The organism is Hydrogenophaga atypica, assembly GCF_042665215.1.
GTDB lineage: Bacteria > Pseudomonadota > Gammaproteobacteria > Burkholderiales > Burkholderiaceae_C > Hydrogenophaga > Hydrogenophaga defluvii_A.
Genome location: NZ_JBHTCA010000035.1, coordinates 1 through 17,115, shown reverse-complemented (window position 1 = coordinate 17,115; position 17,115 = coordinate 1). Strand labels below are relative to the sequence as shown.

Annotated in this window: 15 protein-coding genes and 1 pseudogene; 12 read left to right on the top strand and 4 right to left on the bottom strand. The window is 62.3% G+C overall.

Annotation, left to right across the window (positions count from 1 at the left end; translation table 11 throughout):
* Positions 1-7: 7 nt before the first annotated feature.
* From ACFQPB_RS21950 to ACFQPB_RS21940, 3 genes are all read right to left on the bottom strand, one after another.
* Positions 8-556, bottom strand: coding sequence for an STY4526/YPO1902 family pathogenicity island replication protein (locus tag ACFQPB_RS21950; protein WP_382228048.1), 549 nt, complete (start codon positions 554-556; stop codon positions 8-10).
* Positions 557-625: 69 nt separating this feature from the next.
* Positions 626-2,434 carry a ParB family protein gene (locus ACFQPB_RS21945; protein WP_382228045.1) on the bottom strand — a complete coding sequence of 603 codons (1,809 nt, stop codon included), beginning with the start codon at positions 2,432-2,434 and terminating at the stop codon, positions 626-628.
* A gap of 18 nt (positions 2,435-2,452) precedes the next feature.
* On the bottom strand, positions 2,453-2,788 hold the full coding sequence (locus ACFQPB_RS21940) for a hypothetical protein (protein WP_382228043.1): 336 nt from the start codon (positions 2,786-2,788) through the stop codon (positions 2,453-2,455).
* Positions 2,789-3,022: 234 nt separating this feature from the next.
* Between ACFQPB_RS21940 and ACFQPB_RS21935 the strand changes: the two genes are divergently transcribed.
* Positions 3,023-3,319: a type II toxin-antitoxin system RelE/ParE family toxin gene (locus tag ACFQPB_RS21935; protein WP_054459481.1), complete on the top strand. Its 297-nt coding sequence runs from the start codon at positions 3,023-3,025 to the stop codon at positions 3,317-3,319.
* A gap of 1 nt (position 3,320) precedes the next feature.
* A complete protein-coding gene (locus ACFQPB_RS21930) occupies positions 3,321-3,614 on the top strand; it encodes an addiction module antidote protein (RefSeq protein WP_054459479.1) in 294 nt (97 codons plus the stop codon).
* 98 nt (positions 3,615-3,712) lie between these two features.
* On the opposite strand, the gene ACFQPB_RS21925 is transcribed toward ACFQPB_RS21930, so the two are convergent.
* The gene (locus ACFQPB_RS21925) at positions 3,713-4,690 is read right to left on the bottom strand and encodes a DNA-binding protein (RefSeq protein ID WP_054459477.1); all 978 of its coding nucleotides are present in this window, start codon (positions 4,688-4,690) and stop codon (positions 3,713-3,715) included.
* Between the two features lie 129 nt (positions 4,691-4,819).
* Between ACFQPB_RS21925 and ACFQPB_RS21920 the strand changes: the two genes are divergently transcribed.
* From ACFQPB_RS21920 to ACFQPB_RS21875, 10 genes and pseudogenes are all read left to right on the top strand, one after another.
* On the top strand, positions 4,820-5,881 hold the full coding sequence (locus tag ACFQPB_RS21920) for a site-specific integrase (RefSeq protein WP_054459475.1): 1,062 nt from the start codon (positions 4,820-4,822) through the stop codon (positions 5,879-5,881).
* 187 nt (positions 5,882-6,068) lie between these two features.
* On the top strand, positions 6,069-6,881 hold the full coding sequence (locus tag ACFQPB_RS21915; protein ID WP_054459473.1) for an IclR family transcriptional regulator: 813 nt from the start codon (positions 6,069-6,071) through the stop codon (positions 6,879-6,881).
* Between the two features lie 493 nt (positions 6,882-7,374).
* Positions 7,375-8,571 carry a CaiB/BaiF CoA transferase family protein gene (locus ACFQPB_RS21910; protein WP_054459471.1) on the top strand — a complete coding sequence of 399 codons (1,197 nt, stop codon included), beginning with the start codon at positions 7,375-7,377 and terminating at the stop codon, positions 8,569-8,571.
* A 159-nt stretch (positions 8,572-8,730) separates the two neighbouring features.
* Positions 8,731-9,705 (top strand): Bug family tripartite tricarboxylate transporter substrate binding protein, encoded by a 975-nt coding sequence (locus ACFQPB_RS21905; RefSeq protein ID WP_082401358.1) that lies wholly within the window; start codon positions 8,731-8,733, stop codon positions 9,703-9,705.
* A complete protein-coding gene (locus ACFQPB_RS21900; protein ID WP_054459468.1) occupies positions 9,705-10,805 on the top strand; it encodes an NAD(P)H-dependent flavin oxidoreductase in 1,101 nt (366 codons plus the stop codon). The genes ACFQPB_RS21905 and ACFQPB_RS21900 overlap by 1 nt, the downstream gene beginning before the upstream one ends.
* Before the next feature lie 27 nt (positions 10,806-10,832).
* Entirely contained in the window at positions 10,833-12,074 is a 1,242-nt protein-coding gene (locus ACFQPB_RS21895; protein ID WP_054459466.1) for an acyl-CoA dehydrogenase family protein, read from the top strand.
* A 45-nt stretch (positions 12,075-12,119) separates the two neighbouring features.
* A complete protein-coding gene (locus ACFQPB_RS21890) occupies positions 12,120-13,751 on the top strand; it encodes an acyl-CoA carboxylase subunit beta (protein ID WP_054459465.1) in 1,632 nt (543 codons plus the stop codon).
* Positions 13,748-15,727: an acetyl/propionyl/methylcrotonyl-CoA carboxylase subunit alpha gene (locus tag ACFQPB_RS21885; protein ID WP_054459463.1), complete on the top strand. Its 1,980-nt coding sequence runs from the start codon at positions 13,748-13,750 to the stop codon at positions 15,725-15,727. The genes ACFQPB_RS21890 and ACFQPB_RS21885 overlap by 4 nt, the downstream gene beginning before the upstream one ends.
* 43 nt (positions 15,728-15,770) lie before the next feature.
* The gene (locus ACFQPB_RS21880; RefSeq protein WP_082401357.1) at positions 15,771-16,532 is read left to right on the top strand and encodes an enoyl-CoA hydratase-related protein; all 762 of its coding nucleotides are present in this window, start codon (positions 15,771-15,773) and stop codon (positions 16,530-16,532) included.
* Positions 16,532-16,993, top strand: a pseudogene (locus tag ACFQPB_RS21875) (NAD(P)H-dependent flavin oxidoreductase); the annotation flags it as partial. The gene ACFQPB_RS21880 and the pseudogene ACFQPB_RS21875, both read left to right, overlap by 1 nt.
* Between the last annotated feature and the right edge of the window lie 122 nt (positions 16,994-17,115).

Sequence of the window (17,115 nt, the reverse complement as noted above, 5' to 3'; positions counted from 1 at the left end):
GTGGCCGTTACTCGGTATCGAACTCGCTCAGCGTCGATGCGAGTGCGGCAATCGTGTAATCAGGGAAGCGCTGGTGCAGGTGGTAAATCTGTTCACGCTCATGTTCAAAGGCGGTTTGCAGCCGCGCCCACTCACTGTGGATGGCATCGCGCACATCGGGCTCAGGCATGCGGGTGCGCCCGCCAACGGTCTCGCCGTCGAGCAATTGCTCTCGCAGCACGCGCAGATCGGCGCTGGAAATCTTGAAGATCCGCATCAGCATGCGCTGCGTCGCGCCATTGCGGATGAAGTATTCGCGGATCTCGGCATCCTGGCGCAACCAGTCCAGTTGCTTCAAGTGGGAGACCACTTTGCCTGGCTCCAGCGACACATTGATTTGCAGCTGACCGATGCTGGCGATGTGGATCAGATCGCGTGCCGGGCGGCGTCGGATCATGTCGATGAAATCGGGCGTCAGCCCGCATTCCAGCAAGCTGTCGATGCCGCCTCGGTCTATGCGTTCCACAATGTCCTCAAGGACGAGTCGTTTAAGCATGGGGTTGGTCACGGCCAACATCGGTTACTCCCTGGGTTTGCTGTTCATTCATTGCGTGCACTCAATGGCGGCGGTCGATCTGTGCCGACCTCATGCCTGAGGCTTGAACGCATCCATGCGTTCGGGGTGGTTCACCCGCACCTGCTCCATGGCCAGCAGCAGCTTGGGCACCAGGTAGGACAAGCCGGGCGAATTGAGAATCTGGGTCAGTTCGGACAGAGCCAGGCACGGCTGGCCCCCATCTGGCATGTCCCCCACAAGGCGGGTGCGGTAGGTCTCGGCAAAGCCGCTGATACCGGACAGCACCGCCGCCATCCAGCTCGAAGCCTGGGCGTTGGTGTGCTTGACCATGTAGGGCGTGTTGAGCTGGCCGGAAACACCGATCAGAAACTTGAGCATCCCGGCACGCAACCCAGCAAGGGCTTCATCGAGTGGTTGACCCTCAATCGAATACAGATCGGTCGGAAACTCCACGAGGAAGCCGAAGGGCATGTAGGGCGCCGACATGATGGCGTCCCGGATCGGCACCTCCGCATCCAACTCCTGCAGCAGCTGGTGCACGTTGGCCAGCGGATTCGCAGGTGCCGAGTCGAGGCTCGGGCCGGGGACCACTGGGGCGTTGGCCTGCGCACCGCCTGAGGCGACTGGCGCCCGGCCGGCCGGGGGCGATGACGTGGGCTGGGGCGCGGCTGCAAGTGACGGCGTGGGAGCCGCACGTCCAGGCACGCCAGCCAGCATGCCTGCCAGAGGCAGCTGGTTCGCGGCGGGGTCTGACTCCTGGGGGGACACGCTTTCGGGGGCGGGCGCAGGCGCTTGCACCACCTTGATCCGGCGCAGCGAATCGGCACTGATCCGGCTGTCGTTGGCCAGGGCTGTGACCATCAGGGGTATGACGGCAGGATCGCAGTTCAGGGCCTGCGCTGCGGCCAGATTCAAACGCTTGACCAGGTTATCGACATCCAGGTTCAGGGTATGCCGCTCGTTCTCAGGCAACTCGGTGTTCTGGGTGACCAGCAACAGCAATTCGTTGGCGCGCTCGTTCAGCACCTTTGCCATGGCCTGCTCGACCGCAGGCACGGTGTCAAGTGCCTTGGCCAAGTCCAGCAACCCGCCCATACAAGGACGGATGATCTCGTTCACATCCGTTGACTTGAGCCATGAACCGACCGGCTTCAAGTGTTCGACCGCGAACAAGAAATTCTGAATGGTCTTGATGCCGAAGTTGATGCCACGCTCGCGCAGTTCCTTGTTCAGGTCACCTGCCGTGAGCACGCGACCGTGCTCGCGCTGGAACTCCTGACGGAACAAGTCCACGCCGTGGGCCTTCTCCCAGAAAGAGATGTCGCCACGCATCTCGTTCTCGGCCAGGTGCGCGGAAATGGTGTTGGCGTCCCCTGGCCAGGCCCGCACGATGACGTGCAGTTGGGCAAAACGCTGGTCGCCTTCCTCGTGATAAAGCTCCTTGGCGATGCGCAGTCGGGTGTTGCCGCCGCCGTAGGGCATGTACTTCTGCGACTGCGGGCGGCGCGTCACCGTCAGTGTGTTGGTGATCCCTTCGGCACGGATGCTGGCCTTGATTTCGTCGTAGCGGGGGTTCAGGCCGGTGCGCGGGTTGTGCTCGTAGGGCTCGATGTCGTCAATCGGCAGCAACGAAAACGACATGTCCTTGTCGGCCCGTGGGTCGATGGCCGGCTTGGCGTTGCGTGGCGTCTCAAGGGACAGGCCGCGCATCATGTTCTCGCGGGCCATGTTCTGGTGCTGCAGTTGTTTATTAGGTTTCACGATTGCCGTGTCCTTTGCGTCGGAAAGTGACGGGGTTGACGTGTCGGCTTCCACCAACGTGATGCCCAGCCGCTGCGCACGCTGCGCGGCCGTCACGCTCTCAGGGGTTTTATTCACGGTCTGCCTCCTTCAGCTTCAGCTTTGGGATGGCAAGGCGTCCGTGGGGTGGCTGTGTGTCGCCGTTTTCGAGGTGGGTTCGGGCAATTCGCCCCGGTGGTTCGGGGTGAACTTGCCTTCTAGGGAAGGAATCAGTTCCCAGAGAAGCTGGTGCATCACATCGCCGGCCTTCACAGGGTCCACCCAGTGGACTGGCACCTGCAAGGTTGCCGCCTTGCGGTAAGCCACGGCTGAAGGCACAACAGTATTGAGGACGTTGACACGTCCGCGCATTTCCATGAACTGGTCACGGATCAGATTGGCCATCGTCCGGCTGTCGACCGTGTTTTCAGCACGGTTGATGATGGCTTTCATGGCCGGGACCGTGTAGCCCATATTGAGGGTCGGCCGTGATTCCTGCAAAATCCGCAGAAAAGCAGTTAAGTATTTGATTTAACTAAGATTTTTTCCGACTTTATGAACGTAGCCACTATCCAACGCGTCTTGGACTGTGTGCTCAAAGCATTCCATACGCTGTACAGCGTAGGTTGATGCGCAGCCAAGGCTTGGTTGACAGGCAGTAGTCCATAAACTACAGTTCGATCATCAATGATCGAGTTAAAACAAACAGAGACATTCAGGAAATGGCGAACGCGGCTCAAGGACGAACGAGCGCGCATCTTGGTGGCGTCCCGACTGGACCGCCTCGCCTTTGGTCTTGCGGGCGATGTGGAGCCCGTGGGGCAGGGAGTCAGCGAATTGCGTATTCACCATGGCCCTGGATACCGCATCTACTTCCAGAAGAGAGGAAGCACGATCATCGTCTTGCTGTGCGGCGGTGACAAAAGCACGCAAGCGAAGGACATCAAGGCTGCAAAGCGCCTGGCTGAAGCATGGAGCGAATGAAATGGCTGAAAAACTGACTACCTATGATCCCGCCGAGGATCTGACTTCGGACGAAGCCATTGCGATCTTCATGGCGGAAGCGTTCCAGACGAATGACGTCGGCTATATCGCGCACGCGCTGGGGGTCGTCGCGCGTGCCAAGGGAATGGCCCAGATTGCTGGGCAAACCGGGCTTTCCCGCGAGCAGCTTTACCGCTCTTTCAGCGAGAACGGCAACCCGACCCTAAAGACGACTCTGGCGGTCATGAAAGCCTTGGGCATCGAGCTGACCGCCAAAGTTCCGGCTGCCGCATAACCGTCCTGGCAACTAACAGGGATAGAACTTTATTTTGTGTGTTCTGCGGATTGGTTGACCGCCAACCATCCGGCGCGAAGTATCGTGCTGTTGCGCTACTAGCGTTTGAGCACGTTCTTCGTTTTGGACCGCTTCGCGGGTGTCCCAGCGTTGGCGTCTCCCTTGGGAAGACGTGTCTTGAGCTCGACCAACAGCTCCGTCGTGTTTTTTCGGAACTGCGCCTGTTGCGACTGGGCTGTTTGCAAGTCCTCGCGTGCAGAAAGGATCTCACGGGCCAAGCCGGCTTTCTCAGCGCTCAGTGCGCTGACCTGCACCCGAAGAGACTGGGCCAGCTCGTGCGAATCTCCCAACGCCTTGGCCGCCTTTTTGTTTTCATCTGCGAGCAAGAGGGTGACGCGTTTGAGTTCCTGTCGCGCCCTATCGACGTCCTCCAACAGCCGTCTTTCTTGAGCTGAAGCTCGTTGTTCCAGGCGCTCACGCTCCTGCCGGTGCTCCTCGTTCAGCGCATTGAGGCGACCACGCTCGGCTTGCAACGCTTGCGTTGCCGCAGCATTCTGGGCGCGCACGGATTCAATTTCAGCGTCCCGGCCCAGCAGCCCTTTTTGCAGGTCGGTAACCTGGCGAAGCAGATCCGCAAGCTGGTGGTCCTTGGCCTGAAGCGCGGCGCCCAGTGCTTCCGAGCGCTCGTTCAGCCGTTGCTGTTCTTGATCGAGGGTGACTCGCTCGGCCGCGAGCCGCTCTACTAACCTTTCCAGTGCGTCTCGATCGACCTGTACCGATTGCGCCGCCTGCTCCTGGGCGTGCTGCTGGGCGCGACCCCACAGCGCCTTGGCCGCCCGCAGAACCGGTGCTGGCAGGGCGCCCTGCTCCCCGACGCCCTCATCGCCACCCCCCAGTCGTTTGGCCAACGAGGCGTACCAGGCATCGAGCATGGGCGCCACGGTGTTCGGCGATCCTCGTCCGAGGTGCGCGCGCACGCGCTCAATCGTGGGCCGCTCGCCTTGGGCGAGCACGGCGTCGGCCGCGCCCCAGACCTCATCGACCTGAACGCCTCGGGAGACTCTCGAACTTTTCATTTGCACCGCCCTGCTTCACACTGTAAATTACCAACGATAAGGGATACTTATCGTGATTTATCGACCCGTTTCGTATCAAATCATACATAGTATGTGCGATAAAACTCCATTCGTCACCCTGCCCTGAACATGCGCCTGCCCATCCTCCAGAAAACCCCCGCCCTGCAGCCGCATGAGCTCAGCGATGTGACCGCGCAGGCCGTGGCCGACCTGCTGCGCGAAGGTGAATCGCTCAATACGCAGCTGAGCTACCGCAGCGCACTTCGATATTGGGCCGCCTGGTACGGGATTCGTTACGGGGCGCAGATCAGCCTGCCGTTGCCAGCGGCTTGCGTGCTGCAGTTCATCGTCGACCACGCGCAGCGCAGCACGCCCAAGGGCCTGGTGCACGAGCTCCCGGCCGGGATTGACACCGCCCTGGTTCAGGCCGGCTACAAGGGAAAGGCGGGACCGATGGCGCACAACACGCTCGTGCACCGCCTGGCGGTGCTCTCCAAAGCCCACCAGATGCGCGAGGTGAAAAACCCGTGTCAGGACCCCAAGGTGCGCGAGCTGCTCTCGCGCACGCGCAAGGCCTACGCCAAGCGCGGCGAGTTGCCCAAGAAAAAAGACGCGCTGACCAAGGATCCGCTGCAGCTTGTGCTGGCCACCTGCGATGAGACATTGAAAGGCAAACGCGATCGCGCCCTCCTCCTCTTTGCCTGGGCCAGTGGTGGGCGCCGGCGCTCCGAAGTGGCCGCGGCGGACATGAAGTTCCTGAAGAAGACCGGATCGGGGGAGTTTTCTTACGAGCTGGTCTTCTCGAAAACGAACCAGAGCGGCGTCGACCGGCCCGAGAACCACAAGCCCGTGCTCGGTGCTGCGGGTGCAGCGCTGGAAGACTGGTTGTCGGTGAGTAGGATCCGCGAGGGCGCCCTCTTCCGCCGCGTGCTCAAGGGCGGCCACCTGGGTGGGCCACTGTCGGCTGCAGCCGTGCGCGACATCGTGCAAGTGCGGTGTTTGTTGGCGGGGGTTGAGGGGAAGTTTTCTGCACACTCATTGCGGTCTGGCTTCGTCACCGAAGCGGCTGCACAGAACGTCTCGATCGCCGACACGATGGCGATGACAGGCCATCAGTCCGTTGCCGTGGTGCTTGGATATCAGCGCCGCGGTGGACTGTCCAACACCCCCGCCTCCAAGCTGCTTGCATAGCCCACGTGCGCCAGCGTCTACGTCAAGAAGTGCGTCGAGCTATGCGCGAGTTCCCGGCGGAACTCTGGCCTGCCCTGGCCACGCGCGGCTCCTGGACGTGCCCAGTGCCAAAGCCTCGGAGACCATCAATACGTCTCACCGCATCCTCCATCGAGTTTCGAAACGTTTATGGGAAAATGTTCCAATCATGCCCAAACCCGAAATACAGCCGCCCACGACCAAAACCGTCCGAGATGAGAGCGAACACGGCGAATGGTTTGCAACCACGTTGGCGCGCGGACTCTCTCTCATCGAGGCCTTCGGTCCTGAAGATACCTGGCTTGGCAATGCCGAACTTTCGCGGCGCACAGGTCTATCGAAGCCGACCGTTTCCCGCTTGAGTTCAACCCTCATTGAACTGGGCTTTCTGACCCGCAACGACGAAGGCAAGTTTCGCCCTGGCGTGCGTTTGCTCGCCTTGGCCTACCCTGTACTGCGCAGCTTGACGATCCGGCTGGTCGCGCGGCCGTTGATGCTGGAGGTTGCACGCGAAATCCGCGGTGCGGTCTCGCTGGGTGCCCTGGATCGTCTCAGCCTGATTTACGTTGAAACGGCTCGAAGCACCGACCCCCACCCACGGTCGCCCGACGTGGGCAACAATGCGCCTTTGATCCAGACGGCGATCGGTCGGGCATTGCTGGCGCAGCTCGATGAAGCAACACGAATGCGCGTTCTCGAGCAAACCCGCACCGACATGCCAGACCTGTGGGAGCGCCACCATGCCAAGGCGGCCGAGGCCGTGCAGGATTGCGCGCGTCAGGGCTACTGCCTGTCTTACGGCGACTTCGATCCCAGAGTGCACGCGGTGGGCGTGCCCTTGCTGACCTTGCCCGATGGGACAGCGCTGGCGATGAATTGCGGCATTCCAGCGTTCCGACTTGGTTACGGGCAGCTAGAGAATGATGTCGCGCCACGCGCCGTCGCACTGGCAGCCAGCATTCGCACCATGTGGAAGCCATAAAGCCGGCTGCCGCATCCGCGGCGGAGCTCTCGAAGGCATAAAAAGCGGCCATGAAATGGTTGCCATGGCAGTCCTCGCGCATGGCCTTCCATAGGCGCTCGATCGGGTTGACTTCGGTCGACGGAATCAGGCCAAAGTTTAGCGCGTCACCGCCCTGGGCCTGAGCGCCTTGCCCTGGCGCGCCACGATCTGTCCGGCCGCAGGGGGCGCCCACAGCGCACGCAAGCGCACCGACCACTGTGGTGCGCCATCTCTCAAACACATCAGCGCACCCGCAGCCCAGCACTGATCGAGGCTGCTTGGCTGTTTTCTTCTTCATCACAACAGCGGATGCAGCGGCGGCTCAACGAGCAGGCCGCGCGATGAGAGGCATTGACCAATTTATCCACGAAGTTCAAAATACAGGAACACTTTAAGATTTTTGATCCATTTATTTGTTCTGAGTGCCTGCGTTGGCCTCTAGAAACGATGGAACAAGCAACAGGAAACAACCATGAGCGGACCGCTGAGCGGATTGAAGGTTCTCGACATCGCGACGATCATCGCGGCGCCCTCCTGCGCGACCTTGCTCGCCGACTATGGCGCTGACGTCATCAAGATGGAGCTTCCTGGCCACGGCGACGGTGCGCGAGACTTCCCTCCTTTCAAGGACGGCAAATCGTTGTGGTGGAAGGCCATCAACCGCAACAAGAAGTTCATTACGCTCGACTTGCGACTGCCTGAAGGCCTGGCTCTGTTCAAGCAAATGATCAAGGGCTTCGACGTGCTGGTGGAGAACTTCCGGCCCGGTACGCTGGACCGCTGGGGTTTGACGCGCGAAGTCCTCTGGGAACTGCAGCCGCGTCTGGTGATCTTGCGTGCCACAGGTTTTGGCCAGACGGGCCCCTACCGTGATCGGGCCGGCTTTGCCCGGTTGTTTGAAGCCATGGGCGGACTCACCTATATCACCGGTGAGCCGGAAGGCGCACCGATGCATACCGGGTACCCGATGGGGGATGCGATCGGTGGCCTGTTCGGCACCATCGGCGTGCTGGCCGCCTTGTGCCGGCGTGTCATGGAGCCCGATGCGCCTGGCGAGGAGATCGACCTGTCGATGACGGAGGCCGTGCTTCGCTTGCTCGATTTCCTGCCGATCGAGCACGACCAGTTGGGAGAAGTGCGCGAGCGTTCGGGCAATGCCAACCAGTACTCCGCCCCCTCTGCGGTGTATTCAAGTCGAGACGGACGCTATGTCTCGCTGTCGGGCAGCACCAACGCGATTTTTGTCGCCAACGCCCGCTCCATTGGTCGCCCTGACCTGCCAGAGGATCCGCGTTTCATGACCAATAGTTTGCGAATGGGTTACTCGGCCGAATTGAATGAGGTGTTCTCCCGCTGGATGGGTGAGCACACCCTGGACGAAATCCTCGAAGCGTTCGAGCGCGAAGGCGGAGCAATTGCGCCGATCTATTCCATCGACCAGATCGTCAACGATCCCCAGATGGTGGCGCGAGAAGCCATCGTCTCTGTGCCAGACGCGGACTTCGGGTCGGTGCGCATGCAAAACGTGGTGCCTCGCTTCGTGAGCAATCCGGGCGCGGTCCGGTCGACCGCCGGCACTCTGGGCGAATACAACCAGGATTTTTATACCCGGCAAATGGGTTTATCCGAAGCCCAACTACAGACTCTGCGCGAGAAATCGGTCGTGTGATCCGGTGTTTTCCAAGCACAAGCCCAACTGGAAAAACAAGCAATCCCTATCCACACATCGCACATGGCGCATGCGCGCGCCTGAATTGTCGATTCCCACGCGCCATCGATTGCCGCATGAGATCACCGCCTACCCGAAACCACACCTAGAAAGATATCCATGAGACACCTGACCACCCGGTTCTTCGCCGTCTTGCTGACGGCCGTCGCCATAGCCAGTCCCGCACTATCTCAAAGCGCTTATCCATCGAAGCCGATTCGGGTCATCGTTCCTTACCCCGCTGGCGGTGTCGTTGACCTTTTCGCGCGCGTCGTGACCAACGCCATGGCAAAGCGGTGGTCGCAGTCGATCGTTGTCGAACCCCGACCAGGCGCGTCATCCAACATCGGAACGCTGGCGGCACTGCGCAGCGAACCCGATGGATATACCTGGTTGATGGTCGGGCCATCGTTTGCCGCCAACCCATCGCTATCAAAAGATGCCGCTTGGAATCCCATGAAGGATTTCGTCGGTTTGGGGGTCGTCGGCTACTCGCCAATGATCATTGTGGCCACTGAAAAGCTGCCCGTGAAGACGCTGCGCGATGTCGTCGAACTCGCCAAGGCCAAGCCCAAAGAGATAACAGCGGGGACGATGAATGGGTCTTCCAGTCAATTTCTCCTCGAGGCACTGAAACATGCATCTGGCGCAGATTTCCTGATGGTGCCCTATGCAGGTGCGCCACCGATCGTGGCCGATCTGATCAACGGGAATGTGCAGATTACCGGGCTCCCGCTCACCGTGGCGCTGGCCCAGATTCAGTCCGGTCGCATCAAGGCCATTGCTTCCGGCTCCGCTTCACGCTCGTCGTTACTTCCCGACGTGCCGACATTCGCCGAGGCGGGTTACGCCGAAGCCGCACTCATTCCCTGGTATGGGTTCGTGGCACCACGTGGCACCCCCGCAGCCATCATTCATCAAATCAACAACGAAATGAACGAAGTCCTGAAATTGCCCGAAGTGCGCGAGCAGCTTGTCAAGCTCGGCGCAGAACTCGTGCGCCCCATGACATCGGCCGATGTCGATCAGTTGATCAAGTCGGACACCGAAAGGTATTCGACGCTGATCAAGCGCGCCAATATCAAGGTGAACTAATGAGCACGCCATTGAACACCACGCTGTGCCGTCGACTGGGCATCCGCTACCCCATCTTTGGTTTCTCTCACAGCGTCGACGTGACGGTCGCGCTGGCCAACGCAGGCTGCTTTCCGATCTACGGGGCCACGCGCGATATGCCGGACGAGATCGTCAGCCACCTCAAGGAAATCCGCGAACGCATCGGCACGGGGAAATTCGGTGTTGACCTCCTGTTGCCATCGGGCGTGGGCAGCGAAACCGATCGCGCAGCGGTCGTGGCCGGACTGCCTGCAGAAAACAAGGCGTTCATTGAGCAGTTGCGGACCAAGTACAACGTACCTCCCGCCACAAAAGCGACCTTCTTCTCCAGCCAGATCCGCTCGCAGCAATTGTTTGCCGAACAGATTGACGCTGTGCTCGGCTCAAGCGCTGACGCTTTTGCGGCTGGCATCGGGCTTCCGGCCAGTGTCATCCAGCGCGCAGCGCAATGCGGAAAATTCACCATCTCGCTGGTGGGTTCGGCAAAACATGCCGTGGCCGCGAAGACAGCGGGTGTCGACCTGATCGTTGCGCAGGGTGCCGATGCGGGAGGCCACACCGGACCGATCGGCACCTATTCCTTGGTACCCCAAGTGGTGGAAGCGGCCGGGGACGTGCCGGTGCTGGCGGCCGGGGGCGTGGGCCACGGCAGGCACATCGCGGCGGCCTTTGGGCTGGGTGCGCAAGGTGTCTGGCTGGGCACGGCATGGCTCACCAGCCGCGAACACGCGTTCAACGAGATCTTGCTGCGCCAGGTGCTGGCCGCCCGTGGAGAGGACACGGTGATCTCCAAAAGCCACAGTGGCAAATCGGCCCGTTTGATCCGCAGCGCATGGACCGACGAATGGGAAGCGCCTTCGGCACCCAAACCCTTGCCCATGCCCTACCAGCAGGTGCTGACCGGCGAGTTGCTCGCGGCCGTCGAGGAGCATGGCATCGAGGCCCTTTCCTATACCGGCGCGGGCCAGGGTGTGGGTTGGTTCAACGAACTGAAGACGGTGGATGAGATCGTCGAGCGCCTCGTATCCGAAACCCAAGGCGCGCTGGACCAGATGAACGCCCGGCTCAGCGGCAACTGAACATCAATATCACCGCGAGACAACACTGTGGACTTTTCAGAATCACCCAGGGCGCGTGACATACGCGAACGCTTCACGGCATTCTTCCAATCGCAAGTGCTTCCTCGGCACCGTGAATGGCATGACGCCGTTGTCGTGCGCAAGCAACAGGCGGCATTCATGCCCGCCTTGCGTGCCGCGGCGCGCGAACAGGGCCTTTGGAATCTCGCACTGCCCGCCTTGGCGCCCGACGAGCCTGGCACGCAGCTGTCGAACGTCGAGTTCGCCCCGTTGTGCGAACTCATGGGCAGCCTGCCCTGGGGCTCGGAGGTGTTCAATTGCCACGCGCCGGATGTGCCCAACATGGCCTTGCTGCAGCAGGTCGCCAATCCCGAGCAGAAACAGCGCTGGCTGCGGCCGTTGCTCGAAGGCGAGGCCAAGTCGGCGTTCGCGCTGACCGAGCCCGACACCGCGTCGTCGGATGCCACCAACATCGACACGCGCATGGAACGCCGTGGTGACCAGTACATCATCAACGGGCGCAAATGGTTCATCACCGGCGCCGCGCACCCGGATTGCAAGTTCGTGGTGGTGGTCGGTCGCAGCAATCCCGAGGGGCAACGCACGGCCCAGCATTCGATGGTGATCGTTCCCATGGACACCCCTGGCCTTCGGGTGGTGCGCTCCCAACGGTTCATGGGATGGGAGGACCACGTGGCGCCCATCGGCGAGCTGGAGTTCGTCAATGTGGCCGTGCCGGTGGGCAACCTGCTGGGCGAGGAAGGCGCGGGCTTCAGCGGCGCACAAACCCGCCTTGGGCCGGCGCGCGTGCACCATTGCACGCGGCTCATCGGCATGGCCGAGGTGCTGATGCAACTGATGGTCGCGCGGGCCAAGGAGCGGAGCACCTTCGGGCGCGCCGTTATCGACTACGACACGGTGCAGCGCTCGATTGCACAGTCGCGCATCGATATCGAACTGGCCCGGATCATGGTGCAGCGCACCGCCTGGCTGATCGACCAGCAGGGGCATCGCGGTTCCTGGCGCGACGTGTCGATCTCCAAGGTCGCCGTTCCGAACATGCTGCAGCAGGTGGCCGACCGCGCCATGCAGATCTTCGGTGCCATGGGCGGCAGCGACCAACTGCTGATTCACCACGCCTACGTCTACGCGCGCAGTCTGCGCATTGGCGACGGCCCCGATGAGGTGCACCTGCGGCAGATATTCCGCACCGAGCAGGGACCGTCCTGGACCATCGCCGATTCGCCTTACGTGGTGCCGGCCGCCTGACTTTCCGTCCAACCTGCAAGCCTGTTCCCCCATCCCGGATTCACCATGCCCCTATTCGATTCCCGCATCGACCCGCGAAGCGAAGCCTTTGCGGCCAACCGCGATCACATGCTGCGCATGCTGGCCGAAGTGCGGGCGCTGGAGCAGCGCACGCGCGATCGCTCGGCGCAATCCCAACCGCTATTCGACAAGCGGGGTCAGTTGTTGCCACGGGACCGGATCGCGCTGCTGCTCGATCCAGGCAGTGCCTACCTGGAACTCTCGGCGCTCGCGGGCTTCGGTCTCGACCATCCGGACCCGGCGAAGTGCGTGCCGGGCGCGGGCGTCATCACCGGCATCGGCATGGTGGGCGGCACGCGCTGCATGGTCGTGGCCTCCGACTCGGGCATCGAGGCAGGCTCGTTCCGGGCCATGGCGCTGGAGAAAATCCTGCGGGCGCAGCGCATTGCGCTGGACAACAAGCTGCCCTTCGTCCATCTCGTGGAGAGCGCGGGCGCCAACCTGCTGCGCTACAAGGTCGAAGGCTTTGTCGGCGGCGGCGCCATGTTTCGCAATCTGGCGCGCTTGTCGGCTGCAGGACTGCCCGTGGTGACCGTTGTGCACGGCTCGTCGACGGCGGGTGGGGCCTACATGCCCGGCTTGTCGGATTACGTGATCATGGTGCGCGGACGGGCGCGCGCCTTTCTGGCCGGGCCGCCCTTGCTCAAGGCCGCGACCGGCGAGATCGCGACCGAAGAGAACCTGGGCGGCGCCGAGATGCACACAGCCGTGTCCGGCCTGGGTGAGTACATGGCCGAAAACGATGCCGACGGCGTTCGTCTGGCGCGTGAAGTGGTGAAGCGACTGCAATGGTCGCGGCATCTCACGCCGGGCGCCCTCGCGCAAGGCAGCGAGGTGCGAGGCCCGCGCTTCGATTCAGAGGATCTGTTGGGCATCATGTCCCCGGACGGCCGCAAGCCCGCGGACATGCGCGAAGTCATCGCGCGCATCGTCGATGACTCGGACTTCCTCGAGTTCAAGTCCCTCTACGGGCCCTCCACCGTGACCGCGCATGCCGCGATACGGGGCCACGCCATCGGCATCATCACCAACAACGGCCCGATCGATCCGGACGGCGCCAACAAGGCGACGCACTTCATCCAGGCCTGCTGCCAGAGCGGAACGCCCATCGTCTACTTGCAGAACACCACCGGCTACATGGTCGGCCAGGCCTACGAGCGCGGCGGCATGATCAAGCACGGCTCCAAGATGATCCAGGCGGTGGCCAACGCGACCGTGCCCCAGTTGACCGTGATGTGCGGCGCCTCGTTCGGCGCTGGCCACTACGGCATGTGCGGTCGGGCGTACGAGCCCAGTTTCCTGTTTTCCTGGCCCAACGCGCGCACCGCGGTCATGGGAGGGGAGCAAGCCGCCATGACGATGCGCATCGTTGCCGAGGCCGGTGCCAAGCGCAAGGGTCTCGATGTTGACGAGGCGGCGTTGGACGCGCAGGACAAGGCGATCGTCGACACCTTCGAGCGCCAGCAGAGCGCGATCGCCACCTCCAGCCTGTTGCTCGACGACGGCGTGATCGACCCGCGCGACACACGTGATGTGCTTGCCCTGAGCCTGACAGTTCTCAACGAGGCGGCGCGGCGTACGGTGCGCCCCATTCAATTCGGAGTGGCGCGGCCATGAAACGTTTCTCATCCATCCTGATCGCCAACCGAGGCGAAATCGCCGTGCGCATTGCCCGCACCGCGCAACGCCTGGGCTACCGCGTCATCGCGGTGTATTCGGACGCGGATGTCAGCGCCCCGCATGTGCAGCTCGCCGACGATGCGGTGCGGATCGGCGCGTCGGCCCCACGCGACTCCTACCTCAACGCCGCCTCGATCATCGCGGCGGCGCAGCACAGCGGTGCCGGTGCCGTGCACCCGGGCTACGGCTTCCTGGCGGAGAACGCGGAATTCGCGCAGGCGGTGGTTGACGCGGGCCTGATATGGATTGGCCCGCCCCCTTCGGCCATCCGTGCGATGGGCGACAAGGCGCAAGCCAAGCGTTTGATGAAGGTGGCCGAGGTACCTTGCGTGCCCGGCTACGACGGCGACGCGCAGGATGAGGCCACGCTGCGCGCCGAGGGCCAGCGCATCGGTTTCCCTCTCATGATCAAGGCCACCGCGGGCGGCGGCGGCAGGGGCATGCGCCTGGTCGAATCGGCCGCGGCCTTCGACGCTCACCTGAGCAGCGCGCGTTCGGAGGCGCAGGCGGCGTTCGGCGATTCCACGGTGCTGCTAGAGCGGGCCATCGTGCAGCCTCGCCACGTCGAGATTCAAATCTTCGCCGACAGCCACGGCAACGTCGTGCACCTGGGCGAGCGCGACTGTTCGGTCCAGCGTCGACACCAGAAGGTGATCGAAGAGGCGCCTTCGCCGGCCTTGGCCGGCTCGGACGGCGCACAGCTGCGCCGGCGCATGGGCGCGATGGCGGTGGCGGCCGCGCGTGCGATCACCTACTGCGGCGCCGGCACCATCGAATGCCTGCTCGACGCCAGCGGTGAGTACTACTTCATGGAGATGAACACGCGCCTGCAGGTCGAGCACCCGGTGACCGAGGCACTCACCGGGTACGACCTGGTCGAATGGCAGTTGCGCGTCGCGCAGGGAGAGGTGCTGCCCGAATGCTCGCAGGACGAAATCCTGCGCCGCTTCGAATCCGGCGGCCATGCGGTCGAGGTGCGGCTGTGCGCCGAAGATCCCTGGCACGGCTTCTTGCCGCAAAGCGGCCGGCTCCTCGCCTGGCAGCCCGGCACAGCAGTGCGTGTCGACCACGCGCTGGAAGCCCGCGCCGAAGTACCGCCGTACTACGACTCCATGGTTGCCAAGTTCGTTTCTCATGGCACCGATCGAGATGCTGCCAGCAGCGCGCTCGCCGAAGCCTTGCGCACCGCCGTGGTTCTGGGCATGCAAACCAATCAGGCATTTCTTGCGGCCTGTCTGCAACATCCGACCTTTGTCAGCGGTGAGGCCACCACCGGCTTCATTGCGGCGCACGGCGACGAATTGCTGCGCGGCACGCCGCCGATGCGCGCGTCGCTGGCGGCCATGGTGCTGTACGCCTCCGAGGCCCTGCGCATGGGGAACGACCCGATGCACATCGCGTTGGCGCTACCTTGGGCACGGCCAATGCGGTTCGCCCTCGACGGCGAGGCGATTGAAGCCAAAATAGAAACCTTCAAGCCGAACCGTTATCGAGTGGCTTGTGGCGCTGCAACAGAAGACTTCACCGTCACCCGCTGCAGGGAGGACGGTCTGACCGTGACCTCCAGCGCCGGTCGCGAGTCCATCGCATGGGCATTCGATGAAGACCGCCTGTTCGTGAGCCAGCACGGACGCCAGACCATTCTCGACGATCAGACCTTGACGGGCACCGTGGGCGGTGCTGCGTCGAACACCGGAGCGGTCCGCGCGCCCATGGCCGGGCGTTTGGTGGCCATGTATGTCAGCAACGGCCAGACGGTTGAAAAGGGAACACCACTGCTCGTTCTCGAGGCGATGAAGATGGAGCACCCTGCGATCGCACCCATGGATGCCGTGGTGACCCGCGTGTGCTTCGAGGAAGGCGCACAAGTGACGGCCGGTGCCCTGCTGATCGAACTCACCGCTGCACCGTGAATCCGCGACATCGCAGTCGCAACGCCAACACTCGAACTCTGCCATGACTCCATATCTGCTTTGCGAGAGCCCCTCTCCCGGCGTCCTTCTCCTGACGCTAAATCGGCCGGAGCGAAAGAACGCGCTCGTTCACGAGATGACGAACGCGTTCATCGATGCAATTGAAGCCTCGAATGACGACCCCGATATTCGCGCCATTGTCGTCACCGGTGCCGGGGGAAATTACTCCAGCGGCGGCGATCTGACTGAATTTCAGCAGCTGGATTTGCGCACCGATCCGCCTGTAGGTCAGCGCATGATGGAAGCGTTGAACGACGCAACAAAGCCTCTTATCGCTGCGGTCGAAGGACTCGCGGTGGGCGGCAGTGCCACGATGCTGCTGCACTTCGATCTCGTGTATGCGGCTCGCAGTGCGCGTTTCAGATTGCCTTTCACGCATCTGGGGACCTGCCCGGAAGGTGCCTCAAGCTACTACCTGCCACTGATTGCTGGCTACCGGAAGGCAGCGGAACTCTTGATGTTGGGGGAGTACTTCGGTGTGGACACCGCAAGCGAAGTCGGCATGGTGACCCAAGCCACCGCCGATGGCGAAGCGCTGCAGCGGGCACTGGCAAGCGCACAAGCCATTGCCGCCAAATCGGTTGACTCCATCCGCCTGACCAAGATGCTGATGCGCGAGGGCCACCGCGACGCGGTTCGGCGTGTGATAGCTCGCGAACACGGCCTCTTTACCGAGCGGCTGCACTCGCCTGAAGTTCAAGCCAGCGTCGCTGCAATGAGCAGCCGCAGCAAGGTCCCAACGTGATGTCACGCCCTCCTCTGCTTCATCGATCGATGCGTTTGCCCGTGATCGGGGCACCGCTTTTTATCATCTCCAACCCGGATCTCGTCATAGAGCAATGCAAGGCCGGCATCGTGGGCTCCTTCCCCGCGCTCAATGCACGTCCCAAGGAGCTTCTGGGCGAGTGGTTGAGCAAGATTCGATCCGCTCTGGCCGAACACGATGCAGCGCACCCCGACACGCCGGCCGCACCGTATGCGGTGAATCTGGTCGCCCATCGAAGCAACGAACGGCTCGACCATGACCTGGCGATTTGCGTGGAACACAAGGTCCCGATCGTCATCACCTCCCTGGGGGTTCGTCCGGAACTGAATGACGCGATTCATTCCTATGGCGGCTTCGTTCTGCACGATGTGATCACCAATCGCCACGCGAAAAGCGCGATCGCCAAGGGCGCCGATGGTGTCATCGCCGTGGCTTGGGGTCTCCTCGTTTTCAGTGCAATAAGTGACGGTACGCAAAGCTAGCACTGGCGCGGGGGTGGTCTGGGTAGACCGTTGATTTCATTGACTTTCCTGTTCGCTTTGTAAACGGGTATGGTGGCCTC